Below are 25261 nucleotides of genomic sequence, written 5' to 3'. Positions count from 1 at the left end.
CGGATGGCTGGAATACGTGTGCTGTTCATGATCGTCCACACCTAGATTCTTCTTTCGAGATGCGGCGCAGCAGTGTGCCGCGGGGAGGGGAGAACCATGCGTAAGTCGGTCGGGCGCCTCATGGCGATATTCATCGCAGTCTTCGGGCTGGTGGTGACGGGCACGGGAACGGCACAGGCCGCCACCCCGGACGGTGCGGCTCAGTCCGCCTGCGGCTCGGGGTACTACATTCAGCGCAAGGCGACGATCGGCTGGGGGGCCTCGGTCACGGCGTACCTTCTGTACAACAGTTCGTCGCGCAACAACTGTGCTGTCACGGTCAAGCACAGCGACATGGGCTGGGTCTACGGGACGGCTACCGGACTGGGCGCGGGCATCCAGGCCGAGGGCGGCAGCATGAAGAAGGACCAGGGCGACTACAAGTACTACGCCGGTCCCGTCTACCTGAACGCGCCGGGCAAGTGCGTAAGGTTCTGGGCCTACTTCGAGGAGTACGGGGCCAGCCTCCCGCACGACATCCTTTACACCAGCCCGTACGGCAACTGCGGCTGAACCGGCGGACCACCGCGTGCGGCTCCTAGGGTGAGGCTGCCTCGGAGCCGCCCCGGTCCGAACTCGCCGGGACACATCGGTCGAGGTTGCGCGCACGCATTCGGCATCTGATCCGTCCGTCTGCTGGACCGGCGGCCGGACCGCACCCCCGTCCGTGGGAGGATCGGGGGCGGCGGGCCAGGGCCGCGCACCCGGTCGCGCCGTAGGATTTCAGGCGCGAGCATGAGGAGCACCGTTGAGCAGGTTGCGCTGGCTGACCGCGGGGGAGTCGCACGGCCCCGCACTGGTGGCGACGCTGGAGGGCCTTCCCGCCGGTGTCCCGGTCACCACGGAGATGGTGGCGGACGCGCTCGCCCGGCGGCGGCTCGGATACGGCCGCGGCGCTCGGATGAAGTTCGAGAAGGACGAGGTCACTTTCCTTGGCGGGGTACGGCACGGCCTGACCATGGGCTCGCCGGTCGCCGTGATGGTGGGCAACACCGAGTGGCCCAAGTGGGAGCAGGTCATGTCGGCCGACCCGGTCGACCCCGACGTGCTGGCCGCCCAGGCCCGTAACGCCCCGCTGACCCGTCCCCGGCCCGGCCACGCCGACCTCGCCGGCATGCAGAAGTACGGCTTCGACGAGGCCCGGCCGATCCTGGAGCGCGCCAGCGCCCGGGAGACCGCGGCCCGCGTCGCCCTCGGCGCCGTCGCCCGGTCGTACCTCAAGGAGACGGCCGGCATCGAGATCGTCAGCCATGTCGTCGAGCTGGCCGCCGCCAAGGCTCCGTACGGGGTCTACCCGACCCCGGCCGATGTCGAGAAGCTCGACGCGGACCCGGTGCGCTGCCTCGACGCCGCCGCGAGCAAGCAGATGGTCGCCGAGATCGACCAGGCCCACAAGGACGGCGACACGCTCGGTGGTGTGGTCGAGGTGCTGGCGTACGGAGTGCCGGTCGGCCTCGGCTCGCACGTGCACTGGGACCGCAGGCTGGACGCCCGCCTGGCCGCCGCGCTCATGGGCATCCAGGCCATCAAGGGCGTCGAGGTCGGCGACGGCTTCGACCTGGCCCGGGTGCCGGGCTCGCAGGCGCACGACGAGATCCTGGTCACCGAGGACGGCATCAAGCGGGCCTCCGGCCGTGCCGGCGGCACCGAGGGCGGACTGACCACCGGCGAGCTGCTGCGCGTCCGCGCCGCGATGAAGCCCATCGCGACCGTGCCGCGCGCCCTGGCCACCGTCGACGTGGTGACCGGCGAGCCCGCCAAGGCCCACCACCAGCGCTCCGATGTCTGTGCCGTACCGGCCGCCGGGATCGTCGCCGAGGCGATGGTCGCGCTGGTGCTCGCCGACGCGGTCGCGGAGAAGTTCGGTGGCGACAGCGTCCCCGAGACCCACCGCAATGTGCAGTCGTACCTCGACCACCTGCAGATCCGATGAGCGCCCCGCTGATCGTCCTCGTCGGCCCGATGGGCGTCGGCAAGTCCACCGTCGGCGAGCTGCTCGCCGAACGGCTGGGCGCCACCTACCGGGACACCGACGCCGATGTCGTGGCCACGGCGGGGAAGCCGATCGCGGAGATCTTCTACGACGAGGGCGAGGAGCGTTTCCGCGAGCTGGAGAGCCGGGCCGTCCGGGCCGCGGTCGCCGAGCACACGGGCGTTCTCTCGCTCGGCGGCGGCGCCGTCCTCGACGAGACGACGCGCACCCTGCTGGCCGGCCATGCCGTCGTCTACCTCTCGATGGATGTCGACGAGGCGGTCAAACGGGTCGGGCTGAACACCGCGCGTCCGCTGCTCGCCGTGAATCCCCGCCGGCAGTGGCGCGAACTCATGGAGGCCCGCCGCCACCTCTACACGGACGTGGCCCGCGCGGTCGTCGCGACCGACGAGCGCACACCGCAAGAGGTCGCCCAGGCGGTCCTCGACGCACTGGAACTGCCGGACGCGGCGTCGTCCGGCCGGGAGAACTCAACGATGACGGACCAGGGCCCCACACGCATCCAGATCGCCGGCAGCGCGGGCACCGACCCGTACGAGGTGGTGATCGGCCGGCAGCTCCTCGGCGAGCTGCCGACGTTCATCGGTGACCGCGTCAAGCGCGTCGCGGTCCTGCACCCCGAGGCGCTCGCCGAGACCGGCGAGGCGGTCCGCCAGGACCTTGCCGACCAGGGCTACGAGGCCATCGCCATCCAGCTGCCGAACGCCGAGGAGGCCAAGACCGTCGAGGTCGCGGCCTACTGCTGGAAGGCGCTCGGCCAGACCGGCTTCACCCGCAGCGACGTCATCGTCGGCGTCGGCGGCGGCGCGACCACGGACGTCGCCGGGTTCGTCGCGGCGACCTGGCTGCGCGGAGTGCGCTGGATCGCCGTACCCACCACCGTCCTGGCCATGGTGGACGCGGCCGTCGGCGGCAAGACCGGCATCAACACCGCCGAGGGCAAGAACCTCGTCGGCGCCTTCCACCCGCCTGCCGGAGTGCTCTGCGACCTCGCCGCCCTCGATTCGCTGCCGGTCAACGACTACGTCAGCGGCATGGCCGAGATCATCAAGGCCGGCTTCATCGCCGACCCGGCGATCCTCGACCTCGTCGAGGCGGACCCGCAGGGTGCGCGTACGCCGGCCGGACCGCACACCTGCGAGCTGATCGAGCGCGCCATCCGGGTCAAGGCGGAGGTCGTCTCCAGCGACCTCAAGGAGTCCGGGCTGCGCGAGATCCTCAACTACGGCCACACCCTGGCCCACGCGATCGAGAAGAACGAGCGCTACAAGTGGCGCCACGGCGCGGCCGTCTCGGTCGGCATGGTCTTCGCCGCCGAACTGGGCCGCCTCGCCGGCCGCCTCGACGACGCGACCGCCGACCGGCACCGTGCCGTCCTGGAGTCCGTCGGACTGCCGCTCACCTACCGCGGCGACCAGTGGCCCAAGCTGCTGGAGAACATGAAGGTCGACAAGAAGTCCCGCGGCGATCTGCTGCGCTTCATCGTCCTGGACGGCCTCGGAAAGCCCACCGTCCTGGAGGGCCCCGACCCGGCCGTCCTGCTCGCCGCCTACGGGGAGGTGTCGGCGTGACCCGCCGGGTCCTCGTGCTCAACGGGCCGAACCTCGGCCGGCTGGGCTCCCGTGAGCCCGACGTCTACGGAGCCACCTCGTACGCCGGACTCGTCGACGTCTGCCGCACCCTCGGCAAGGAGCTCGGCTTCGACGTCGACGTCCGGGAGACCAACGACGAGGGGGAGCTGATCCGCTGGCTCCACGAGGCCGCGGACGGTTCAATTCCGGTCGTTCTCAACCCGGGTGCCTTCACGCACTATTCGTACGGTATGCGGGACGCGGCCGCCCAGCGCACCGCCCCGCTGATCGAGGTGCACATCTCGAACCCGTACGCACGGGAGGAATTCCGCCACAACTCCGTGGTCGCACCGGTCGCCACCGGGACCGTGGCCGGATTCGGCGTCGGCTCCTACCGGCTCGCCCTGCGCGCTCTCGCGGACGAGCTGACGGACTGACGGACCGTCGCACCGGACGGCCGACTTGGCCGACCGGGCACTCCGCACCGTCCCCGGCCGTTCCCTCTGTGGCGGCCGGGGACGGTACGGTTGCCGTTCCACCAGCGCCAGTTGCCTGTACGAGACGGAGTGCCACCGGATGCAGCACGCAGTGGGGGCACCGCTGCCGCCGCCCCAGGGGCCCGGAAACGGCCCCGTCGGCTGGTCGCACCAGGCCCAGCACCCCGGCCACCCCGGTCCGCCGGTCCAGCCCCCGAGCGGTCACCCGGGCCCGCCCCCGTCGAGCCGCCCCGTCCCGCCGCCACCGGACCCGCCCGCCCGCCAGGGGCAGAGTCAGTCCTGGAGCGCGCCCGCACCACAGCAGGCCCCCGTGCCGGTCTCCAGGGAGACCACTGGGCAGGTCCAACTGCCACCCGGCGGGCCCGTGGCGCTGCCGGCGCCGCCCGCCGAGCCCGGGACCGGCACCGCGACCCTCGCCGTGCTCCTGATCGGCCCCGCAGGCGCCGGGAAGACCACCGTGGCCAAGCTCTGGGCGAGCCGCCGCCGGGTCCCCACCGCTCACGTCAGCCTCGACGACGTCCGGGAGTGGGTCTGCTCCGGCTTCGCGGACCCGCAGGCCGGGTGGAACGACCAGTCCGAGGCCCAGTACCGCCTGGCCCGTCGCACCTGTGGCTTCGCCGCCCGCAATTTCCTGGCCAACGGCATCTCCTGCATCCTCGACGACGCGGTCTTCCCGGACCGCCCCGTGGTCGGCCTCGGCGGCTGGAAGCGCCATGTCGGCCCCGGGCTGCTGCCCGTCGTCCTGCTGCCCGGCCTGGAGATCGTCCTGGAGCGCAACGCCGCCCGCAGCGGCAACCGCCGCCTCTCGGACGAGGAAGTCGCCCGGATCCACGGCCGGATGGCCGGCTGGTACGGCTCCGGGCTGCCGATCATCGACAACTCGACGTACGACGTGGAGACCACCGCCCGCGTCCTGGACGACATACTCGCCCGCTCCATAGCCAGCCCCCCGGCCTGGTAGCCGCGGCGTCGGACGGCTCCGCCTCCACGCCCACCTCCACCGCCCGCCGGGCCCCCCGGTCGGGTGCGCTGACCGGGCGGGCTCGCGCCCGCGCTCGTACGCTCGATGCATGTCAGAGGTGTACGCCGTCCGCCGCGGGCTGCTCCGCGACCGGTGCGCCGCCGTCGGATCCGCGGCCGCCCTGGTCTCCCGCCCCGCCAATGTCCACTATCTGGCGGGCGGAGCGCCCCCGGGCGCCGTGCTGCTGCTCGGCCCCGACGAGGACGTTCTGCTCTGCCCGCGCCCCCCGACCGGTGACCTGGCCGAAGGGCGTACCGACGAGCGGCTCCGGGTGGACCGGTTGTCGGTCACCGGGGGCGATCCGGTGGTCGCCGCCGCCGATCTGGCCGCCTCCCACGGCGCGGAGTCCCTGGCCGTCGAGGAGCACGATCTGACGGTCGCCCGGCACCGGGCCATGGGCGCGGTCGCTCCGAAGCTCCGGCTGGCCGACCTCGGGGTCACCGTCGAGCAGCTGCGCATCGTCAAGGACGAGGAGGAGATCGGCTGCCTGCGGATCGCCGCCGAGATCACCGACCAGGCGCTCGGCGAACTCCTCGAATCGATCCTGGTCGGCCGGACCGAACGGCACCTCGCGCTGGAACTGGAGCGCAGGCTGGTGGACCACGGCGCCGACGGCCCCGCCTTCGCCACCTCCGTCGCCACCGGTCCAAACTCCGGCCGGGGCCGCCACCGGCCCTCGGACCGAAGGGTGGAGGAAGGAGATTTCCTTTCCGTCCGCCTCGGCGCGAACTACCGCGGCTACCGGTGCGAGATCGGCCGTACCTTCGTCATCGGAACGGCTCCGGCCGACTGGCAGATCGAGCTCTACGACCTGGTTTTCGCCGCTCAGAGGGCTGGACGGGAGGCTCTTGTGCCCGGTGCCGCCTACCGTGACGTGGACCGTGCCGCCCGCCAGCTCCTGGACTCCGCGGGCCACAGCGAGGGCCTCACACCCCGGACCGGGCACGGGGTGGGGCTCGAAATCGACGAGGACCCGCAGTTGGCACCTGATGCCATGGGTAAACTGGACGCTTGTGTGCCGGTCACCGTCGAACCGGGGGTCCACCTCCCGGGCCGGGGCGGAGTCCGGATCGATGACACGCTCGTCGTGCGCCCCGAGGCGGACGGCGGACCCGAGCTACTCACCATTACGACCAAGGAGCTGCTCGCGCTCTAGCGCGCATCCTCGGTCGTTCCACCAGCTTCAGTCCAGGAGATTCCGCAACCGTGGCTTCCACGAACGACCTCAAGAACGGCCTGGTGCTCAAGCTCGACGGAGGCCAGCTCTGGTCCGTCGTCGAGTTCCAGCACGTCAAGCCCGGCAAGGGCCCTGCCTTCGTGCGCACCAAGCTCAAGAACGTGCTCTCCGGCAAGGTCGTCGACAAGACGTTCAACGCCGGTGTGAAGGTCGAAACGGCCACCATCGACCGACGCGACATGCAGTTCTCGTACATGGACGGCGAGTACTTCGTCTTCATGGACATGGACACCTACGACCAGCTGATGGTCGACCGCAAGTCCGTCGGCGACGCCGCCAACTTCCTGATCGAGGGCTTCACCGCCTCCGTGGCGCAGCACGAGGGCGAGGTGCTCTACGTCGAGCTGCCGGCCGCCGTCGAGCTCGTCGTCCAGCACACCGACCCGGGCGTCCAGGGCGACCGTTCCACCGGTGGCACCAAGCCCGCCACGCTGGAGACCGGTTACGAGATCGGTGTTCCGCTCTTCATCACGACCGGTGAGAAGATCAAGGTCGACACGCGTTCGGGCGATTACCTCGGCCGGGTGAACAGCTAACCGTGGCTGCCCGGAATACGGCCCGCAAGCGCGCCTTCCAGATCCTTTTCGAGGCCGACCAGCGCGGTGAGTCCGTGCAGACGGTCCTCGCGGACTGGGTGCGGCACTCGCGGTCCGACACCCGTCAGCCGCCGGTCACCGAGTACACGATGGAGCTTGTCGAGGGGTACGCGCAGTATGCGGACCGGATCGACGACCTCATCGTCACCTATGCCGTGGACTGGGAGATCGACCGCATGCCGGTCGTCGACCGGAACATCCTGCGGCTCGGTGCGTACGAGCTGATCTGGGTGGACGCGACCCCGGACGCGGTGGTGATCGACGAGGCGGTGCAGATCGCCAAGGAGTTCTCCACCGACGACTCCCCGTCCTTCGTGAACGGCCTGCTGGCCCGTTTCAAGGACCTCAAGCCGAACCTTCGCCGGGAGCAGTAGCCGCCGGCGGCGCTCAGCCGACGAAGGGCCCGCGGTCAAGCAGACCGGGGGCCCTTCGTCGTACTCCGGCCCACCCCGCCGGGGCGGGGTGCCGGGAAACAGGAACGCCGGACCGGCGGGGCATCCGGGAAAGGGCCCCGCCGATCCGGCGGTACGTTTCTGCGGGGGTGCTCAGCCCTCGTCGTGGGCGACCGCGCGGCGCGCGTCCGCGTCCAGCACGCCCCAGCTGATCAGCTGTTCCGTGAGCACGGACGGCGACTGGTCGTAGATCACGGCAAGCGTGCGCAGGTCGTCCTGGCGGATCGAGAGCACCTTGCCGTTGTAGTCGCCGCGCTGGCTCTGGATCGTTGCCGCGTAGCGCTGCAGCGGTCCGGCCTTCTCCGGCGGGACGTGGGCGAGGCGCTCCAGGTCCAGAACGAGCTTCGGCGGCGGCTCGGCTGCGCCGCCGGGTGTCGTGCCGGGCAGGAGCTCCTGCACCGGGACACCGTAGAAGTCGGCCAGCTCGGCGAGGCGCTGTACGGTCACGGCACGGTCACCGCGCTCGTACGACCCCACCACGACGGCCTTCCAGCGGCCCTGGGACTTCTCCTCGACGCCATGGAGGGAGAGGCCCTGCTGGGTGCGGATGGCACGGAGCTTGGCCCCGAGCTGCTTTGCGTATTCGCTGGACATAAGGCTCCCGGGACGCTGGAACATTTCGCGGCTCCGCCGCGTGGCTGGTAACTCACTGTGAGGTTACGCAGCGTTACTTGGGTGCGTCAAGCTGAAAGCTCCGGACCGGCACCTCCAGGGGGTGCGACGAGGGCCCTGCACAAGCCCTGGTAACGTTGATGACGCAATTTCGACGTCCTTTAAGATCCGTCCAGTGAGGCGGAGAAGGAGGTCCGTTTCTTATGGACGCACAGCACGACGCCACCGGCAATGCGGCACGCCCCGTTCTCGAGGCTCCCGACATCGCCCGAGTACTCACTCGCATCGCCCACGAGATCGTCGAACGCGCCAAGGGCGCCGACGACGTGGTGCTTCTCGGCATCCCGACCCGCGGCGTCTTCCTCGCCCGCCGGCTCGCCGACAAGCTCGAAGAGATCACCGGCCGGAAGATGCCGGTCGGCTCCCTCGACATCACGATGTACCGCGACGACCTGCGGATGCACCCGGCACGGGCCCTGGCACGCACCGAGATCCCCGGCGAGGGCATCGAGGGCCGCCTGGTCGTCCTCGTCGACGACGTCCTCTTCTCCGGCCGTACGATCCGCGCCGCGCTCGACGCGCTCGGCGACATCGGCCGCCCGCGCGCCGTGCAGCTCGCGGTCCTCGTCGACCGCGGACACCGCGAACTCCCGATCCGTGCCGACTACGTCGGCAAGAACCTCCCCACGTCGCTGCGGGAGACGGTCAAGGTCCAGCTCGCCGAGGAGGACGGCCGCGACGCCGTGCTGCTCGGTGTCGAGCGGACCGCCCCGGCGGGCCGGCAGTAGCCACACCTCCCGTACGGCCCACCCGCCGTACCGCGGCTTCCGCGCGCCCGCACGCCTGAATCCTCCAGCCACCCGGAGAACACCCAGATGAAGCGCCACCTCATCTCGGCCGCCGACCTCACCCGCGACGACGCCGTCCTGATCCTCGACACCGCCGAGGAAATGGCCAGAGTCGCGGACCGGCCGATCAAGAAGCTCCCGACCCTGCGCGGCCGGACCGTCGTCAACCTCTTCTTCGAGGACTCGACGCGGACCCGCATCTCCTTCGAGGCAGCCGCCAAGCGGCTGTCCGCCGATGTCATCAACTTCTCCGCCAAGGGCTCGTCCGTCTCCAAGGGCGAGTCGCTCAAGGACACCGCCCTGACCCTGGAGGCGATGGGCGCCGACGCCGTCGTCATCCGGCACGGCGCCTCCGGCGCCCCCTACCGTCTGGCCACCTCGGGCTGGATCGACGGCGCGGTCGTCAACGCCGGCGACGGCACCCACGAACACCCCACCCAGGCACTCCTGGACGCCTTCACCATGCGCCGCAGACTGGTCGGGGCCGACGCCGGACTCGGCAAGGACCTCGACGGGCGCCGCATCACGATCGTCGGCGACATCCTGCACAGCCGGGTCGCCCGCTCCAACGTCCACCTGCTGACCACCCTCGGCGCCCATGTCACCCTGGTGGCCCCGCCGACCCTGGTCCCGGTCGGCGTCGAGCAGTGGCCGTGCGACGTCAGCTACAGCCTCGACAAGGTGCTGCCGGAGTCGGACGCGGTGATGATGCTCCGTGTGCAGCGTGAGCGGATGAACGCCGCGTACTTCCCGACCGAGCGGGAGTACTCCCGCCGCTACGGCCTGGACGGCGAGCGGATGGCGAAGATGCCCGAGCACGCCATCGTCATGCACCCCGGCCCGATGGTCCGCGGCATGGAGATCACCGCCGAGGTCGCCGACTCCGACCGCTGCACGGTCGTCGAGCAGGTCGCCAACGGAGTCTCCATCCGGATGGCCGTGCTCTACCTGCTGCTGGGCGGCTCCGAGCCCGCCACCACCCACCCGTCGCCCGCCGCCCGTACCGAGGAGAACAAGTAACCATGAGCAAGATCCTTATCCGCGGCGCGAAGGTCCTCGGCGGCGAGCCGCAGGACGTCCTGATCGACGGCGAGACCATCGCGGCGGTCGGCACCGGCCTCGACGCCGCCGACGCCACCGTCGTCGAGGCGGCGGGCCAGGTCCTGCTGCCCGGCCTCGTCGACCTCCACACCCATCTGCGCGAGCCCGGCCGGGAGGACTCCGAGACCGTCCTGACCGGCACCCGGGCCGCTGCGATCGGCGGCTTCACCGCCGTGCACGCCATGGCCAACACCTTCCCGGTCGCAGACACCGCCGGTGTCGTCGAGCAGGTCTGGCGGCTCGGCAAGGAGTCCGGCTACTGCGACGTGCAGCCCGTCGGCGCCGTCACCGTCGGCCTGGAGGGCAAGCAGCTCGCCGAACTCGGCGCCATGCACGATTCGGCCGCCGGAGTGAAGGTCTTCTCCGACGACGGCAAGTGCGTCGACGACGCGGTGATCATGCGCCGCGCGCTGGAGTACGTGAAGGCGTTCGACGGAGTCGTCGCCCAGCACGCCCAGGAGCCCCGCCTCACCGAGGGCGCCCAGATGAACGAGGGCGTCGTCTCGGCCGAGCTCGGCCTCGGCGGCTGGCCCGCGGTCGCCGAGGAGTCGATCATCGCCCGCGACGTGCTGCTCGCCGCCCACGTCGGTTCCCGGGTGCACATCTGCCACCTGTCGACCGCCGGTTCCGTCGAGATCGTCCGCTGGGCCAAGTCCAAGGGCTGGAACGTCACCGCCGAGGTCACCCCGCACCACCTGCTCCTCACCGACGAGCTCGTACGCTCCTACAACCCGGTCTACAAGGTGAACCCGCCGCTGCGCACCGAGGCCGACGTCCTGGCCCTGCGCGAGGCCCTCGCCGACGGCACCATCGACTGCGTCGCCACCGACCACGCCCCGCACCCGCACGAGGACAAGGACTGCGAGTGGGCCGCGGCCGCCATGGGCATGGTGGGCCTGGAGACCGCGCTCTCCGTGGTCCAGCAGACGATGGTCGAGACCGGACTGCTCGACTGGGCAGGCGTCGCCGACCGGATGTCGCTGCGCCCGGCCGCCATCGGCCGGCTGGACGGCCACGGCCGGCCCGTCGCGGCGGGCGAGCCCGCCAACCTCACCCTGGTCGATCCGGCATACCGTGGAGCGGTGGACCCCGCGGGCTTCGCCTCCCGCAGCCGCAACACTCCCTACGAGGGGCGCGAGCTGCCGGGCCGAGTGACCCACACCTTCCTGCGGGGCCGTGCCACGGTCGTCGACGGGAAGCTCGCGTGACAACACTGACCCCCCTCTACCAACTGGCCGCCGAACAGAAGTCGGCGGAGGTGACCGACTGGTCCGCCCGCATCAGCTGGGTGATCGGACTGATCGTCCTCGTCGCCTTCATCTACTGGCTGATGCGCCAGGGATGGAAGTGGCGCGGCAGCCTCCAGTCCGGACTGTCCGAGCTCGCGACCACCCCGGACGGATTCGCCGACGGCGAGAAAATCCTCACCCTGACCGGGCGCTACCACGCCTCGACGACGGCCGGGCAGTGGCTCGACCGCATCGTCGCCCACGGCCTCGGCACCCGCAGCCGCGTCGAGCTCACCCTCACCGAACAGGGCCTCGACGTCGTGCGGCCCGGCGCGACGGACTTCTTCGTCCCCGCCGCCGACCTCCGCGAGGCCCGGACCGACAAGGCCCTCGCGGGCAAGGTCCTCCCCGAGGGCGGTCTGCTGATCATCACCTGGGCGCTCGGTGATCAGCTGATCGACTCCGGATTCCGCTCCGACCACTCGGCCGAACACCCTGCCTGGGTCGACGCCGTCAACCAACTCGCCAGCTCTACGGAAGGCACCGCACGATGACGATCTCCACCCGGGGAGCCGCCAAGGCTCCCGCCGTACTCGTCCTGGAGGACGGCCGCGCCTTCCGCGGCCGTGCCTACGGGGCTGTGGGGGAGACCTTCGGCGAGGCGGTGTTCTCCACCGGCATGACCGGCTACCAGGAGACGCTGACCGACCCCTCGTACCACCGCCAGGTCGTCGTGATGACCGCCCCGCACGTCGGCAACACCGGTGTGAACGACGAGGACCCCGAGTCGAAGCGCATCTGGGTCGCCGGCTACGTCGTGCGCGACCCCGCCCGGGTGTCCTCCAACTGGCGTTCGCAGCGCTCGCTCGACGAGGAGCTCGTGAGCCAGGGCGTCGTCGGGATCTGCGGCATCGACACCCGCGCGCTCACCCGCCACCTGCGCGAGCGCGGCGCGATGCGCGTCGGCATTTTCTCCGGCAACGCACTCGCCGACGACGGTACGCTGCTCGCCAAGGTGCGCCAGACCCCCGAGATGACCGGCGCCGACCTCTCCGCCGAGGTCGCCACGAAGGAGGCCTACGTCGTCCCCGCGATCGGCACCAAGAAGTTCACCGTTGCCGCGGTCGACCTCGGCATCAAGGGCATGACCCCGCACCGGATGGCCGAGCGCGGCATCGAGGTGCACGTGCTGCCCGCCACCGCCACCCTGGAGGAGGTGTACGCGGTGAAGCCCGACGGCGTCTTCTTCTCCAACGGCCCCGGCGACCCCTCCACCGCCGACCACCCGGTCTCCGTCATGCAGGGCGTCCTGGAGCGGAAGACCCCGCTCTTCGGCATCTGCTTCGGCAACCAGATCCTGGGCCGCGCCCTCGGCTTCGGCACGTACAAGCTGAAGTACGGCCACCGCGGCATCAACCAGCCCGTGCAGGACCGTTCGACCGGCAAGGTCGAGGTCACCGCGCACAACCACGGATTCGCCGTCGACGCCCCGCTCGACAAGGTCTCCGACACCGCCTACGGGCGGGCCGAGGTCTCGCACGTCTGCCTGAACGACCAGGTCGTCGAGGGCCTCCAGCTCCTCGACCGGCCGGCCTTCAGCGTCCAGTACCACCCCGAGGCCGCCGCCGGCCCGCACGACGCCGCGTACCTCTTCGACCGTTTCGTATCCCTGATGGAGGGCCAGCGTGCCTAAGCGCTCCGATATCCAGTCCGTCCTGGTCATCGGCTCCGGTCCGATCGTCATCGGGCAGGCCGCCGAGTTCGACTACTCCGGCACCCAGGCCTGCCGCGTCCTCAAGGCCGAGGGCCTGCGCGTCATCCTGGTGAACTCCAACCCGGCGACGATCATGACCGACCCGGAGATCGCCGACGCCACCTATGTCGAGCCGATCACCCCCGAGTTCGTCGAGAAGATCATCGCCAAGGAGCGCCCCGACGCGCTGCTCCCCACCCTCGGCGGCCAGACGGCGCTGAACACCGCGATCTCCATGCACGAGAACGGTGTCCTGGAGAAGTACGGCGTCGAGCTCATCGGCGCCAACGTCGAGGCCATCAACAAGGGCGAGGACCGCGAGCTCTTCAAGGGTGTCGTCGAGGCCGTCAAGGCGAATATCGGCTACGGCGAGTCCGCCCGCTCCGTCATCTGCCACTCCATGGACGACATCATCAAGGGCGTCGACACGCTCGGGGGCTACCCCGTCGTCGTCCGTCCGTCCTTCACCATGGGCGGTGCCGGCTCCGGCTTCGCCCACGACGAGGTGGAGCTGCGCCGCATCGCCGGACAGGGCCTCACGCTCTCCCCGACCACCGAGGTGCTCCTGGAGGAGTCCATCCTCGGCTGGAAGGAGTACGAGCTGGAGCTGATGCGCGACCGGAACGACAACGTCGTGGTCGTCTGCTCCATCGAGAACTTCGACCCGATGGGTGTCCACACGGGCGACTCGATCACCGTCGCCCCGGCGATGACGCTCACCGACCGCGAGTACCAGCGGCTCCGCGACATCGGCATCGCGATCATCCGCGAGGTCGGCGTCGACACCGGCGGCTGCAACATCCAGTTCGCCATCGACCCGGTCGACGGCCGGGTCATCGTGATCGAGATGAACCCGCGCGTCTCCCGCTCGTCGGCGCTGGCGTCGAAGGCCACCGGCTTCCCGATCGCCAAGATCGCCGCCAAGCTGGCCGTCGGCTACACGCTCGACGAGATCCCCAACGACATCACCGAGAAGACCCCGGCGTCGTTCGAGCCGACCCTCGACTACGTCGTGGTCAAGGCCCCGCGCTTCGCCTTCGAGAAGTTCCCCTCCGCCGACTCCACCCTCACCACCACCATGAAGTCGGTGGGCGAGGCCATGGCGATCGGCCGGAACTTCACCGAGGCGCTGCAGAAGGCGCTGCGCTCCCTGGAGAAGAAGGGTTCGCAGTTCGCCTTCACCGGCGAGCCCGGCGACAAGGCCGCGCTGCTGGCCGAGGCGGTCCGCCCGACCGACGGCCGGATCAACACCGTCATGCAGGCGATCCGGGCCGGAGCCACCCAGGACGAGGTCTTCGACGCCACGAAGATCGACCCCTGGTTCGTCGACCAGCTCTTCCTGATCAAGGAGATCGCCGACGAGCTGGCCGCCGCCGACAAGCTCGTCCCCGAGCTGCTGGCCGAGGCCAAGCGGCACGGCTTCTCGGACGTCCAGATCGCCGAGATCCGCGGCCTGCGCGAGGACGTCGTCCGTGAGGTGCGGCACTCGCTCGGCATCCGCCCGGTCTACAAGACGGTCGACACCTGCGCAGCCGAGTTCGCCGCGAAGACCCCGTACTTCTACTCCTCCTACGACGAGGAGAGCGAGGTCGCCTCCCGCACCAAGCCCGCGGTGATCATCCTCGGCTCCGGCCCCAACCGCATCGGCCAGGGCATCGAGTTCGACTACTCCTGCGTCCACGCCTCCTTCGCGTTGAGCGACGCGGGCTACGAGACCGTGATGGTCAACTGCAACCCGGAGACCGTCTCCACGGACTACGACACCTCCGACCGCCTGTACTTCGAGCCGCTGACGCTCGAGGACGTGCTGGAGATCGTGCACGCGGAGTCCCTCGCCGGCCCGATCGCGGGTGTCATCGTCCAGCTCGGCGGCCAGACCCCGCTCGGCCTGGCCCAGGCGCTCAAGGACAACGGTGTGCCCATCGTCGGCACCCCGCCGGAGGCGATCCACGCCGCCGAGGACCGCGGCGCCTTCGGCCGCGTCCTGGCCGAGGCCGGCCTGCCCGCCCCGAAGCACGGCACCGCCACCACCTTCGCCGGGGCCAAGGCCATCGCCGACGAGATCGGCTACCCCGTCCTCGTACGCCCGTCGTACGTGCTCGGCGGCCGCGGCATGGAGATCGTGTACGACGAGACCCGGCTGGCTTCGTACATCTCCGAGTCCACCGAGATCAGCCCCACCCGGCCGGTCCTGGTCGACCGCTTCCTCGACGACGCCATCGAGATCGACGTCGACGCGCTCTACGACGGCACCGAGCTCTACCTCGGCGGCGTCATGGAGCACATCGAGGAGGCCGGTATCCACTCCGGGGACTCCGCCTGCGCACTGCCACCGATCACCCTCGGCGGCTACGACATCAAGCGGCTGCGCGCCTCCACCGAGGGCATCGCCAAGGGCGTCGGGGTACGCGGACTGATCAACATCCAGTTCGCGCTCTCCGGCGACATCCTCTACGTCCTCGAGGCCAACCCGCGCGCCTCGCGCACCGTCCCCTTCACCTCGAAGGCGACCGCGGTCCCGCTCGCCAAGGCCGCCGCCCGGATCTCGCTGGGCGCGACCGTCGCCGAGCTGCGCGAGGAGGGCCTGCTGCCGAAGCACGGCGACGGCGGCACGCTGCCGCTGGACGCGCCGATCTCCGTCAAGGAGGCCGTCATGCCGTGGTCGCGCTTCCGCGACATCCACGGCCGCGGCGTCGACACGGTCCTCGGCCCGGAGATGCGCTCCACCGGCGAGGTCATGGGCATCGACTCGGCCTTCGGCACGGCGTACGCCAAGTCGCAGGCCGGCGCGTACGGCCCGCTGCCCACCACGGGCCGCGCCTTCATCTCGGTCGCCAACCGCGACAAGCGCTCGATGATCTTCCCGGCCCGCGAGCTGGTCGCCCACGGCTTCGAGCTGATGGCCACCTCCGGCACCGCCGAGGTGCTCAAGCGCAACGGCATCAACGCCACGGTCGTGCGCAAGCAGTCCGAGGGCGAGGGCCCGAACGGTGAGAAGACCATCGTCCAGCTGATCCACGACGGCGACGTCGACCTCATCGTCAACACGCCGTACGGAACGGGCGGCCGGCTCGACGGCTACGAGATCCGTACCGCGGCCGTCGCCCGGTCCGTACCGTGCCTGACCACGGTCCAGGCGCTCGCCGCGGCGGTCCAGGGCATCGACGCCCTCACCCACGGCGACGTGGGCGTCCGTTCCCTCCAGGAACACGCGGAACATCTGACCGCGGCCCGCGACTAGAGAAGCCCAGCAGGGGGACACCGGAAACGGTGTCCCCCTCTTCATGAGGACACCGTGATGTACAAAATCTTCTTCCAGCTGGTCTTCAAGCGCATGGACCCGGAACAGGCCCACCACGCCGCGTTCCGGTGGATCCGCCTCGCCGCCCGCATCCCGGTCCTGCGCACCTTCGTCGCCGCCGCCCTCGCACCGCGCCACGAGGAACTGCGCACCGAGGCCTTCGGCCTGCGGATGCACGGCCCCTTCGGCCTCGCCGCCGGCTTCGACAAGAACGCCGTCGCGATCGACGGCATGTCGATGCTCGGCTTCGACCACATCGAGATCGGCACGGTCACCGGCGAACCGCAGCCCGGGAACCCCAGGAAGCGGCTGTTCCGCCTCGTCGCTGACCGCGCGCTGATCAACCGCATGGGCTTCAACAACGAGGGCTCGGCCGCCGTGGCCGCCCGCCTGGCCGCCCGGGTGCCGGTCTTCCGGACCACGGTCGGCGTCAACATCGGCAAGACCAAGGTCGTCCCCGAGGCCGAGGCCGCCGCCGACTACGTGAAGTCCACCGAGCGGCTCGCCGCCCACGCCGACTACCTCGTCGTCAACGTCTCCTCGCCGAACACGCCGGGCCTGCGCAACCTCCAGGCCACCGAGTCGCTGCGCCCGCTGCTGTCCGCCGTGCGCGAGGCAGCCGACCGGACCGTCACCGACCGCCGGGTGCCGCTGCTCGTCAAGATCGCCCCCGACCTCGCGGACGAGGACATCGACGCGGTCGCCGACCTCGCGGTCGAGCTGGGCCTGGACGGCATCATTGCCACCAACACCACCATCGCCCGCGACAGCCTGGGCCTGAAGTCCTCACCGTCCCTGACCGGGGAGACCGGCGGACTGTCCGGCGCACCCCTCAAGGAGCGCTCCCTGGAGGTCGTGAGCCGCCTCTACGGGCGCGTGGGCGACCGGATCACCCTGGTGGGTGTCGGAGGCATCGAGAACGCCGAGGACGCCTGGCAGCGCCTTCTCGCCGGTGCCACGCTCGTCCAGGGCTACAGCGCCTTCATCTACGAGGGCCCGTTCTACGCCCGCGCGATCCACAAGGGCCTGGCCGCACGCCTGGCCGCCTCCCCGTACGCCACCCTCGCCGATGCCGTCGGCGCGGAATCCAGGAAGGCCGCGAAATGACTCAGGAACCCTTCGGCGCCCGTCTGCGCCGGGCCATGGACACCCGTGGTCCGCTCTGCGTCGGCATCGACCCGCACGCCTCCCTGCTCACCTCCTGGGGACTGAACGACGACGTCGCCGGCCTGGAGCGGTTCTCCCGCACGGTCGTCGAGGCGCTGGCCGGCCAGGTCGCCGTGCTCAAGCCGCAGTCCGCGTTCTTCGAGCGCTTCGGCTCGCGCGGCATCGCCGTCCTGGAGAAGACCGTCGAGGAGGCCCGGGCCGCCGGGGCCCTGGTCCTGATGGACGCCAAGCGCGGCGACATCGGCTCCACCATGGGCGCCTACGCGGCCACCTTCCTGGACAAGGACTCGCCGCTGTTCTCCGACGCGGTCACCGTCTCCCCGTACCTCGGCTTCGGCTCGCTGCGGCCGGCGCTCGACGCGGCCGAGATCTCCGGCTCGGGGGTCTTCGTGCTCGCCCTCACCTCCAACCCGGAGGGCGCCGAGGTGCAGCGTGCCACCGCGGCCGACGGCCGCTCGCTGGCCCAGCTGATGCTCGACCACATGGCGGCCGAGAACGAGGGGGTCACCCCGCTCGGATCGGTCGGCGCGGTGGTCGGGGCCACGCTCGGCGACGCGGGTGTGAACCTCGCGATCAACGGACCGCTGCTCGCGCCCGGCATCGGCGCCCAGGGCGCGACCCCCGCGGATCTGCCGGGGGTCTTCGGGGACGCGGTACGCAATGTGCTGCCCAGCGTGAGCCGGGGCGTGCTGCGCCACGGTCCGGACGCGGCAGGGCTGCGCGAAGCCGCCGAGCGGTTCGCGGACGAGGTCCGCGCGGTCGTCTCGGACGGCTGACCATCCCACGTAACTGCGTGTTGACGTAATCCTGACCAAAAAACTCGGTTGTTATGCCAGGAATGTCCTGGTCGACAAAGGCTGACCAGGACTTTTCGTCTGTTCTCGCTGACTCCGGCGGCCCAGGCCGCTAGTCTCCGTCGAGAGCCAACGCACACAGGTTGTGCGTTGGCTCACCAGGTGAGGGGCGATCCAGTTGCCTCACCGGTCCGTATCCGACAGATCGACATCCGAGGTGACGTAGGCGTGGCTCTTCCGCCCCTTACCCCTGAACAGCGCGCAGCCGCGCTCGAAAAGGCCGCCGCGGCTCGCCGGGAGCGGGCCGAGGTCAAGAATCGACTCAAGCACTCCGGCGCCTCCCTCCACGAGGTCATCAAGTCGGGCCAGGAGAACGACGTCATCGGCAAGATGAAGGTCTCCGCCCTGCTGGAGTCCCTGCCCGGCGTGGGCAAGGTCCGCGCCAAGCAGATCATGGAGCGGCTCGGCATCTCCGAGAGCCGCCGGGTCCGGGGTCTTGGCTCCAACCAGATCGCATCCTTGGAGCGTGAGTTCGGCGGCAGCGCCGCCTGAGGTTCTCAGGCACTCCTGAGAACCTGGATAATCGCTCCATGGCTGCAACATCCCGGGGGACGTCCCCCGTACCCCCGGACGTACGTCCGCGGTTGACCGTGCTCTCCGGCCCCTCGGGGGTCGGCAAGAGCACGGTCGTCGCGCATATGCGCAAGGTTCACCCCGAGGTGTGGCTCTCGGTGTCGGCGACGACCCGAAAGCCCCGCCCCGGCGAACGCAACGGTGTCCACTACTTCTTCGTCGACAACGGAGAGTTCGACAAGCTCATCGCCAACGGCGAACTGCTGGAGTGGGCCGAGTTCGCCGGCAACCGCTACGGCACCCCGCGCAGGGCCGTGCAGGAGCGGCTGGAGGCCGGTGAGCCGGTGCTGCTGGAGATCGATCTCCAGGGCGCCCGGCTGGTCCGGCAGTCGATGGCCGACGCCCAGCTGGTCTTCCTGGCGCCGCCGAGCTGGGACGAGCTGGTCCGCCGGCTCACCGGCCGCGGAACCGAGGCGCCCGAGGTGATCGAGCGTCGTCTCGGCGCGGCCAAGATCGAACTGGCTGCCGAATCCGAGTTCGATACGACGCTTGTCAATACCTCCGTCGAGGATGTGGCGCGTGAGCTGCTAGCCTTGATGCTGGAGGCTTCCGGCCACCGTGCAGGAAGCGACTGAAACTGAACTCAGTAGACGCACCGACACGGGGACCGCACCACACAGCCCCTGACTGTCAAAGATTTCTTTGATCTTCACCCCCTTCGGAAGGCAGAGAGTGTCCTCTTCCATCACCACGCCCGAGGGCATCATCAACCCGCCGATTGATGAGCTCCTCGAAGCAACCGACTCGAAGTACAGCCTCGTGATCTACGCCGCCAAGCGCGCGCGTCAGATCAACGCGTACTACTCGCAGCTCGGTGAGGGACTCCTCGAGTACGTCGGTCCGCTCGTCGACACCCATGTGCACGAGAAGCCGCTCTCGATCGCGCTCCGCGAGATCAACGCGGGCCTGCTCACCTCCGAGGCCATCGAGGGCCCCGCGCAGTAAGCAGGAAACGCACCTTCACCACAGGCCCGGCGGTCACCATCCGCCGGGCCTGTGGTGTGTCCGGGGCGGCGGACCGGCGTCCGCGGCGGTGAGGCAGCATGGGTGCGTACGTATCCGAGTACGTACCCGAGTGCGGGGAGACGCAGTGGAGAAGCCGAAGGTCGTACTGGGCGTCAGCGGGGGCATCGCCGCGTACAAGGCGTGCGAACTGCTGCGGCGGCTGACCGAGTCCGGCCATGACGTACGGGTCGTGCCGACCGAGTCGTCGCTCCACTTCGTGGGCGCGGCCACCTGGTCGGCGCTCTCCGGCCACCCGGTGTCGACCGAGGTCTGGAACGACGTCCACGAGGTACCGCACGTGCGGATCGGGCAGCACGCCGACCTCGTGGTCGTCGCCCCCGCCACCGCCGACATGCTCGCCAGGGCGGCGCACGGCCTGGCCGACGACCTGCTCACCAACACGCTGCTCACCGCCCGCTGTCCGGTCGTCCTCGCGCCCGCCATGCACACCGAGATGTGGGAGCACCCGGCCACTCAGGAGAACGTCGCCACCCTGCGCCGCCGGGGCGTCCTCGTCATCGAGCCCGCTGTCGGCCGGCTCACCGGCGTCGACACCGGCAAGGGCAGGCTGCCCGACCCGGGCGAGATCTTCGAGGTCTGCCGACGCGTGCTGGCCCGCGGCCCCGTCGCACCCGACCTGGTGGGCCGCCATGTGGTGATCAGCGCGGGCGGCACCCGGGAACCGCTCGACCCGGTCCGGTATCTCGGCAACCGCTCCTCCGGGAAGCAGGGATACGCCCTCGCCCGCACCGCGGTCGCCCGCGGCGCGCGGGTCACGCTCATCGAGGCCAACACCGGCCTGCCCGATCCGTCCGGGGCCGACGTCGTCCGGGCCGGGACCGCGATGCAGCTGCGCGAGGCCGTGCTGAAGGCGGCGTCGGACGCGGACGTCGTGGTGATGGCGGCGGCGGTCGCCGACTTCCGCCCGGCCGAGTACGCCACGGGGAAGATCAAGAAGAAGGACGGCCAGGAGCCCGCGCCGATCACACTCGTCCGCAACCCGGACATCCTCGCCGAGGTCGCCGGGCGACGCGCCCGCCCGGAGCAGATCGTCGTCGGATTCGCCGCCGAGACCGACGACGTCCTGGCCAACGGTCGCGAGAAGCTCCGCCGCAAGGGCTGCGACCTGCTGGTGGTCAACGAGGTGGGGGAGCGCAGGACCTTCGGCTCCGAGGAGAACGAAGCGGTGGTGCTCGCGGCCGGGGGCGGCGAGACCCCGGTGCCGTTCGGACCCAAGGAAGCGCTCGCCGACACGGTCTGGGATCTCGTGTCGGCGCGTCTTGGATGAAATTCCCGTGTCCTCGCCCCGGCGGCCCCGATCCCTTGGGGCGCGGGCTTCGACGGCGCCTTCGGAGACTTCCGGAGGGCCTCCGGGCGCCCGTGCCGCATGTCACAGAACTCCCAAAGGGCGAGACACGTTGTCCGACAGCCGGAGCCGACCGATAAACTGGTCCAGGATCGTACCGGGCGCAGCTCCCGGACCGTCCGCCCAATGATCAGCCAGCAGCCGCTGCAACCCCAGGGAGCGATGTGTCCCGCCGTCTCTTCACCTCGGAGTCCGTTACCGAGGGTCACCCCGACAAGATCGCTGACCAGATCAGCGACACCATTCTCGACGCACTCCTTCGCGAGGACCCGACGTCGCGTGTCGCCGTCGAGACCTTGATCACCACCGGTCTGGTGCATGTTGCGGGTGAGGTCACGACCAAGGCCTACGCCGACATCCCGACGCTGGTACGCAACAAGGTCCTGGAGATCGGCTACGACTCCTCCAAGAAGGGCTTCGACGGCGCCTCCTGCGGCGTCTCGGTGTCCATCGGCGCGCAGTCGCCCGACATCGCGCAGGGCGTCGACACCGCGTACGAGAAGCGGGTCGAGGGCGATGAGGACGAGCTCGACAAGCAGGGTGCCGGCGACCAGGGCCTGATGTTCGGCTACGCCTGCGACGAGACGCCCGAGCTGATGCCGCTGCCGATCCACGTCGCGCACCGGCTCTCGCGCCGCCTCTCCGAGGTCCGCAAGAACGGGACCATCCCGTACCTGCGCCCCGACGGCAAGACCCAGGTCACCATCGAGTACGACGGCGACAAGGCCGTCCGTCTCGACACGGTCGTCGTCTCCTCGCAGCACGCCAGCGACATCGACCTCGACTCGCTCCTCGCGCCCGACATCCGCGAGTTCGTCGTCGAGCACGTGCTCGGGCAGCTGATCGAGGACGGCATCAAGCTGGACACCGAGGGCTACCGCCTGCTGGTCAACCCGACCGGCCGCTTCGAGATCGGTGGCCCGATGGGCGACGCCGGTCTGACCGGCCGCAAGATCATCATCGACACCTACGGCGGGATGGCCCGTCACGGCGGCGGCGCCTTCTCCGGCAAGGACCCGTCGAAGGTGGACCGCTCGGCCGCCTACGCGATGCGCTGGGTCGCCAAGAACGTCGTCGCCGCGGGCCTCGCCGCCCGTTGCGAGGTACAGGTCGCCTACGCGATCGGCAAGGCCGAGCCGGTGGGCCTCTTCGTCGAGACCTTCGGCACCGCCGCGGTCGACACCGAGAAGATCGAGCACGCCATCGGCGAGGTCTTCGACCTCCGCCCGGCCGCGATCATCCGCGATCTCGACCTGCTCCGTCCGATCTACGCCCAGACCGCCGCGTACGGCCACTTCGGCCGCGAGCTTCCCGACTTCACGTGGGAGCGCACGGACCGGGTGGACGCACTGCGCAAGGCCGCGGGCCTGTAGGTTCGCCGGCTCCCCCTTGCGGGCACCCCTGTTCGCCGGAGCCCGGACGCCGTCAACGGCGTCCGGGCTCCGGCGTACCGTCTGCCCGGACCGGGCGGGGCCGCGGAATTCGGGGGCGCCGCCGAGGCGCGGGGGCCATGAGATGATGTTCTCCCGGTGCGAAGGCCGCGGATACTTCTGGAGCGGGGCGCTGCCCCGTGGTGAAGGGAATCCCGCCGCGGCCTGCCTGATCTCGGGAGACCCACACGTCCGTCCGGCGCCGCTGTCAGTGGCGTCTGGTAGGAATTTGGCTGTGAGCAGCGACAACGAGCGGTCCGACGAGCCCGACACCGGGGCGCCGGAACAGCTTGCGCTGATCCGGGAGACGGTGCGGCAGGCCAAGGTGCCCCGCGCCAAACCACGGACCTGGCGCGGAGCCACCCTTGCCGGTGAGCTGCCCGTCGCCCGCGTCCTGGTGAACAAGGGCGCGCTCCATCTCGACCAGTACTTCGACTACGCCGTCCCCGAGGAACTCGACGCCGATGCGCAGCCCGGGGTGCGGGTACGGGTGCGCTTCGGTGCCGGGGGGCGCAACGTCCGGGGCGGGCGGCGCGAGGGCGGCGGGCTGATCGACGGATTCCTGGTCGAGCGGCTGGCCGAGTCCGACTACAGCGGCGCACTGGCCGCGCTCGCCTCCGTCGTGTCCCCCGAACCCGTCCTCGGGCCGGAGCTGCTCGGTCTCGCCAGGGCCGTCGCCGACCGCTACGCGGGCAGCCTCGCGGACGTCCTGCAGCTCGCGGTGCCGCCGAGGAACGCACGGGCCGAGTCCAGACCGTCTCCCGAACCGCTGCCGCCGCCCGCGGCGCCCGCTCCGGGTACCTGGGCGCGGTACGGGCAGGGGGCGGCGTTCCTGGAGGCACTCGCCGCGGGGGGTGCGCCGCGGGCCGTGTGGACCGCGCTGCCGGGCCCGCACTGGCCGGAGGAGATCGCCAGGGCCGTTGCCGCGACCCTCGCATCGGGACGCGGCGCGCTGGTCGTGGTGCCCGACGGGCGGGTGGCGGGCCGGGTCGACGCGGCGCTCCGCGGGATCCTCGGGGAGGGCCGGCACGCCCTGTTGACGGCCGGTTCGGGGCCCGAGAAGCGGTACCGGGAGTGGCTCGCCGTGCGGCGCGGGTCCGTCCGGGCGGTGGTCGGGACGCGGGCCGCGATGTTCGCCCCGGTCGCCGACCTCGGCCTGGTAGTGATCTGGGACGACGGGGACTCCAGCCACAGCGATGACAACGCCCCCTTCCCGCACGTCCGCGAGGTCCTGGAGCTACGGGCCGCACACAGCAGGTGCGCCTTCCTGCTCGGCGGTACGAACTGCACCGTGGAGGCGGCCCAGTTGGTGGAGAGCGGCTGGGCACTGCCGCTGCGCGCCGACCGGGAGCAGACGCGGATCGCGGCGCCGCTGGTGCGTACCGTCGGCGACGGCGAGCTCGCACGGGACGGCGCCGCACGGGCCGCCAGGCTGCCCAGCCTCGCCTGGCAGACCGTGCGTGACGGACTGCGCAGCGGCCCGGTGCTGGTGCAGGTGCCGCGTCGCGGGTACGCCCCGAGGCTGGCCTGCGAGCGCTGCCGGGAGCCCGCGCGGTGCCGGCACTGCGCGGGGCCGCTGGAGGCGCCCGACCAGCAGGACCTGAACTGCGCCTGGTGCGGCCGGGCCGAGACGTCCTGGCACTGCGTCGCCTGTGGGGGCCGGCGGCTGCGCGCACAGATCGTCGGCGCCCGCCGGACCGCGGAGGAGCTCGGCCGGGCGTTTCCCGCCGTGCCGGTGCGTACCTCCGGGCGCGACCATGTGCTGGACTCCGTACCGGACCAGCCCGCACTCGTGGTCAGCACCCCGGGCGCCGAACCGGTCGCCGAGGGCGGTTATGCGTCGGCGCTGCTGCTGGACGGCTGGGCGATGGTCGGCCGCCCCGACCTGCGGGCCGGGGAGGAGGCGCTGCGCCGCTGGACAGCTGCCGCCGCGCTGGTACGGGGGCAGCCCGAGGGCGGCACGGTGGTGATCGTCGCCGAGCCGACGCTGCGGCCCGTGCAGGCCCTGGTGCGCTGGGACCCGGTCGGGCACGCGCGCCGTGAGCTAGCGGAACGGGCCGAGCTGGGCTTTCCGCCGGTGTCCCGGATGGCTTCGGTGACGGGCGAGCCGCAGGCGCTCGCCGCGTTCCTGTCCGCCGCGGACCTGCCGCCGGACGCGGAGGTGCTCGGCCCGGTGCCGGTCCCCGGCAGCGAGCCGGGGCGGCCCCGCAGGCCCTTCGACGCACCGCCGGGGGAGACCTGGGAGCGGGCCCTGGTCCGGGTGCGCCCGGGCAGCGGGGCGGCGTTGGCGGCCGCGCTGAAGGCGGCGCAGGCGGCGCGGATGTCCCGGGGCGGTGGAGGTACGGTGCGGATTCGGGTGGATCCGCCAGATATCGGGTGACCGGGTGATAAGGCGCCTGCGGCGGGGCGGATTGAGGCGGGGCCGGGGCGCGACGGCGCGGGGGCGCCCGCTGGGCCGTTCGTCCTCAGCCGCCGGACGGGCTTGAGCGGGCGCGGGCGGGCTCGATGGGCGAGCTGCGGCCTGATGGGGCCCGCGCGAGCCCGAGTGCGGCGCGGGCGGGCCTGGGGGGATCGGGGGGTGCCTGCCCCGGTGGGTCCCGGTGGCCAGGGTGTGGC

23 protein-coding genes are annotated in these 25261 nt (G+C 71.0%); 22 read left to right on the top strand and 1 reads right to left on the bottom strand.

Annotation, left to right across the window (positions count from 1 at the left end; genetic code table 11):
- The first annotated feature begins 96 nt into the window (after window positions 1-96).
- From FHX80_RS01355 to nusB, 8 genes are all read left to right on the top strand, one after another.
- A complete protein-coding gene (locus tag FHX80_RS01355) occupies window positions 97-552 on the top strand; it encodes a serine/threonine protein kinase (protein WP_145762406.1) in 456 nt (151 codons plus the stop codon).
- Window positions 553-787: 235 nt separating this feature from the next.
- On the top strand, window positions 788-1972 hold the full coding sequence (gene aroC / locus FHX80_RS01350; protein WP_145762405.1) for a chorismate synthase: 1185 nt from the start codon (window positions 788-790) through the stop codon (window positions 1970-1972).
- Window positions 1969-3603, top strand: coding sequence for a 3-dehydroquinate synthase (gene aroB, locus FHX80_RS01345; protein WP_145762404.1), 1635 nt, complete (start codon window positions 1969-1971; stop codon window positions 3601-3603). The genes aroC and aroB overlap by 4 nt, the downstream gene beginning before the upstream one ends.
- Window positions 3600-4040, top strand: coding sequence for a type II 3-dehydroquinate dehydratase (gene aroQ / locus FHX80_RS01340; protein ID WP_145762403.1), 441 nt, complete (start codon window positions 3600-3602; stop codon window positions 4038-4040). Before aroB ends, aroQ begins: the two co-directional genes overlap by 4 nt.
- A gap of 139 nt (window positions 4041-4179) precedes the next feature.
- Window positions 4180-5061 (top strand): Pro-rich N-terminal domain-containing protein, encoded by an 882-nt coding sequence (locus FHX80_RS01335; protein WP_145762402.1) that lies wholly within the window; start codon window positions 4180-4182, stop codon window positions 5059-5061.
- Window positions 5062-5170: 109 nt separating this feature from the next.
- Complete coding sequence (locus FHX80_RS01330; RefSeq protein WP_145762401.1) at window positions 5171-6277, top strand: aminopeptidase P family protein; 1107 nt, start codon at window positions 5171-5173, stop codon at window positions 6275-6277.
- 50 nt (window positions 6278-6327) lie between these two features.
- Window positions 6328-6894 (top strand): elongation factor P, encoded by a 567-nt coding sequence (gene efp, locus FHX80_RS01325; protein WP_145762400.1) that lies wholly within the window; start codon window positions 6328-6330, stop codon window positions 6892-6894.
- A gap of 2 nt (window positions 6895-6896) precedes the next feature.
- Window positions 6897-7328, top strand: coding sequence for a transcription antitermination factor NusB (gene nusB, locus FHX80_RS01320; protein WP_024490948.1), 432 nt, complete (start codon window positions 6897-6899; stop codon window positions 7326-7328).
- 171 nt (window positions 7329-7499) lie between these two features.
- On the opposite strand, the gene bldD is transcribed toward nusB, so the two are convergent.
- Window positions 7500-8000 (bottom strand): transcriptional regulator BldD, encoded by a 501-nt coding sequence (gene bldD, locus FHX80_RS01315; RefSeq protein WP_014157378.1) that lies wholly within the window; start codon window positions 7998-8000, stop codon window positions 7500-7502.
- A gap of 221 nt (window positions 8001-8221) precedes the next feature.
- Between bldD and pyrR the strand changes: the two genes are divergently transcribed.
- The 14 genes from pyrR (at window position 8222) to FHX80_RS01245 (ending at window position 25025) form a co-directional block, all read left to right on the top strand.
- Window positions 8222-8806 (top strand): bifunctional pyr operon transcriptional regulator/uracil phosphoribosyltransferase PyrR, encoded by a 585-nt coding sequence (pyrR, locus tag FHX80_RS01310; RefSeq protein ID WP_145762399.1) that lies wholly within the window; start codon window positions 8222-8224, stop codon window positions 8804-8806.
- An 87-nt stretch (window positions 8807-8893) separates the two neighbouring features.
- Complete coding sequence (locus FHX80_RS01305; RefSeq protein WP_145762398.1) at window positions 8894-9886, top strand: aspartate carbamoyltransferase catalytic subunit; 993 nt, start codon at window positions 8894-8896, stop codon at window positions 9884-9886.
- A gap of 2 nt (window positions 9887-9888) precedes the next feature.
- Window positions 9889-11175 (top strand): dihydroorotase, encoded by a 1287-nt coding sequence (locus FHX80_RS01300; RefSeq protein WP_145762397.1) that lies wholly within the window; start codon window positions 9889-9891, stop codon window positions 11173-11175.
- A complete protein-coding gene (locus FHX80_RS01295; RefSeq protein ID WP_145762396.1) occupies window positions 11172-11750 on the top strand; it encodes a PH-like domain-containing protein in 579 nt (192 codons plus the stop codon). The genes FHX80_RS01300 and FHX80_RS01295 overlap by 4 nt, the downstream gene beginning before the upstream one ends.
- The gene (gene carA / locus FHX80_RS01290; RefSeq protein ID WP_145762395.1) at window positions 11747-12889 is read left to right on the top strand and encodes a glutamine-hydrolyzing carbamoyl-phosphate synthase small subunit; all 1143 of its coding nucleotides are present in this window, start codon (window positions 11747-11749) and stop codon (window positions 12887-12889) included. Before FHX80_RS01295 ends, carA begins: the two co-directional genes overlap by 4 nt.
- The gene (gene carB / locus FHX80_RS01285; protein ID WP_145762394.1) at window positions 12882-16190 is read left to right on the top strand and encodes a carbamoyl-phosphate synthase large subunit; all 3309 of its coding nucleotides are present in this window, start codon (window positions 12882-12884) and stop codon (window positions 16188-16190) included. Before carA ends, carB begins: the two co-directional genes overlap by 8 nt.
- A 57-nt stretch (window positions 16191-16247) precedes the next feature.
- Window positions 16248-17357, top strand: a complete 1110-nt coding sequence (locus FHX80_RS01280) for a quinone-dependent dihydroorotate dehydrogenase (protein WP_145762393.1) — start codon at window positions 16248-16250, stop codon at window positions 17355-17357.
- Window positions 17354-18193: an orotidine-5'-phosphate decarboxylase gene (pyrF, locus tag FHX80_RS01275; RefSeq protein WP_145762392.1), complete on the top strand. Its 840-nt coding sequence runs from the start codon at window positions 17354-17356 to the stop codon at window positions 18191-18193. Before FHX80_RS01280 ends, pyrF begins: the two co-directional genes overlap by 4 nt.
- 246 nt (window positions 18194-18439) lie before the next feature.
- Window positions 18440-18763 (top strand): integration host factor, encoded by a 324-nt coding sequence (locus FHX80_RS01270; protein WP_018524251.1) that lies wholly within the window; start codon window positions 18440-18442, stop codon window positions 18761-18763.
- A 38-nt stretch (window positions 18764-18801) separates the two neighbouring features.
- Window positions 18802-19419 carry a guanylate kinase gene (gmk, locus tag FHX80_RS01265; protein WP_145762391.1) on the top strand — a complete coding sequence of 206 codons (618 nt, stop codon included), beginning with the start codon at window positions 18802-18804 and terminating at the stop codon, window positions 19417-19419.
- A gap of 97 nt (window positions 19420-19516) precedes the next feature.
- Entirely contained in the window at window positions 19517-19789 is a 273-nt protein-coding gene (gene rpoZ, locus FHX80_RS01260) for a DNA-directed RNA polymerase subunit omega (protein ID WP_003970369.1), read from the top strand.
- A gap of 145 nt (window positions 19790-19934) precedes the next feature.
- Entirely contained in the window at window positions 19935-21137 is a 1203-nt protein-coding gene (coaBC, locus tag FHX80_RS01255) for a bifunctional phosphopantothenoylcysteine decarboxylase/phosphopantothenate--cysteine ligase CoaBC (protein WP_145762390.1), read from the top strand.
- Window positions 21138-21379: 242 nt separating this feature from the next.
- A complete protein-coding gene (metK, locus tag FHX80_RS01250; RefSeq protein ID WP_145762389.1) occupies window positions 21380-22588 on the top strand; it encodes a methionine adenosyltransferase in 1209 nt (402 codons plus the stop codon).
- A gap of 292 nt (window positions 22589-22880) precedes the next feature.
- Window positions 22881-25025: a primosomal protein N' gene (locus tag FHX80_RS01245; protein ID WP_145762388.1), complete on the top strand. Its 2145-nt coding sequence runs from the start codon at window positions 22881-22883 to the stop codon at window positions 25023-25025.
- Window positions 25026-25261: the final 236 nt, after the last annotated feature.

It is taken from the genome of Streptomyces brevispora (assembly GCF_007829885.1).
Lineage (GTDB): Bacteria > Actinomycetota > Actinomycetes > Streptomycetales > Streptomycetaceae > Streptomyces > Streptomyces brevispora.
The sequence above is the reverse complement of the archived record's forward strand: the minus strand, read 5'-3'. Positions and strand labels throughout refer to the sequence as shown.

Bases quoted from the DNA above. Each gene is read 5' to 3' on its own strand.
- FHX80_RS01355 (WP_145762406.1), top strand. From the start codon at position 97: ATGCGTAAGTCGGTCGGGCGCCTCATGGCGATATTCATCGCAGTCTTC.
- aroB (WP_145762404.1), top strand. From the start codon at position 1,969: ATGAGCGCCCCGCTGATCGTCCTCGTCGGCCCGATGGGCGTCGGCAAG.
- FHX80_RS01335 (WP_145762402.1), top strand. From the start codon at position 4,180: ATGCAGCACGCAGTGGGGGCACCGCTGCCGCCGCCCCAGGGGCCCGGA.
- FHX80_RS01330 (WP_145762401.1), top strand. From the start codon at position 5,171: ATGTCAGAGGTGTACGCCGTCCGCCGCGGGCTGCTCCGCGACCGGTGC.
- bldD (WP_014157378.1), bottom strand. From the start codon at position 8,000: ATGTCCAGCGAATACGCAAAGCAGCTCGGGGCCAAGCTCCGTGCCATC.
- pyrR (WP_145762399.1), top strand. From the start codon at position 8,222: ATGGACGCACAGCACGACGCCACCGGCAATGCGGCACGCCCCGTTCTC.
- FHX80_RS01305 (WP_145762398.1), top strand. From the start codon at position 8,894: ATGAAGCGCCACCTCATCTCGGCCGCCGACCTCACCCGCGACGACGCC.
- FHX80_RS01300 (WP_145762397.1), top strand. From the start codon at position 9,889: ATGAGCAAGATCCTTATCCGCGGCGCGAAGGTCCTCGGCGGCGAGCCG.
- carA (WP_145762395.1), top strand. From the start codon at position 11,747: ATGACGATCTCCACCCGGGGAGCCGCCAAGGCTCCCGCCGTACTCGTC.
- FHX80_RS01280 (WP_145762393.1), top strand. From the start codon at position 16,248: ATGTACAAAATCTTCTTCCAGCTGGTCTTCAAGCGCATGGACCCGGAA.
- pyrF (WP_145762392.1), top strand. From the start codon at position 17,354: ATGACTCAGGAACCCTTCGGCGCCCGTCTGCGCCGGGCCATGGACACC.
- gmk (WP_145762391.1), top strand. From the start codon at position 18,802: ATGGCTGCAACATCCCGGGGGACGTCCCCCGTACCCCCGGACGTACGT.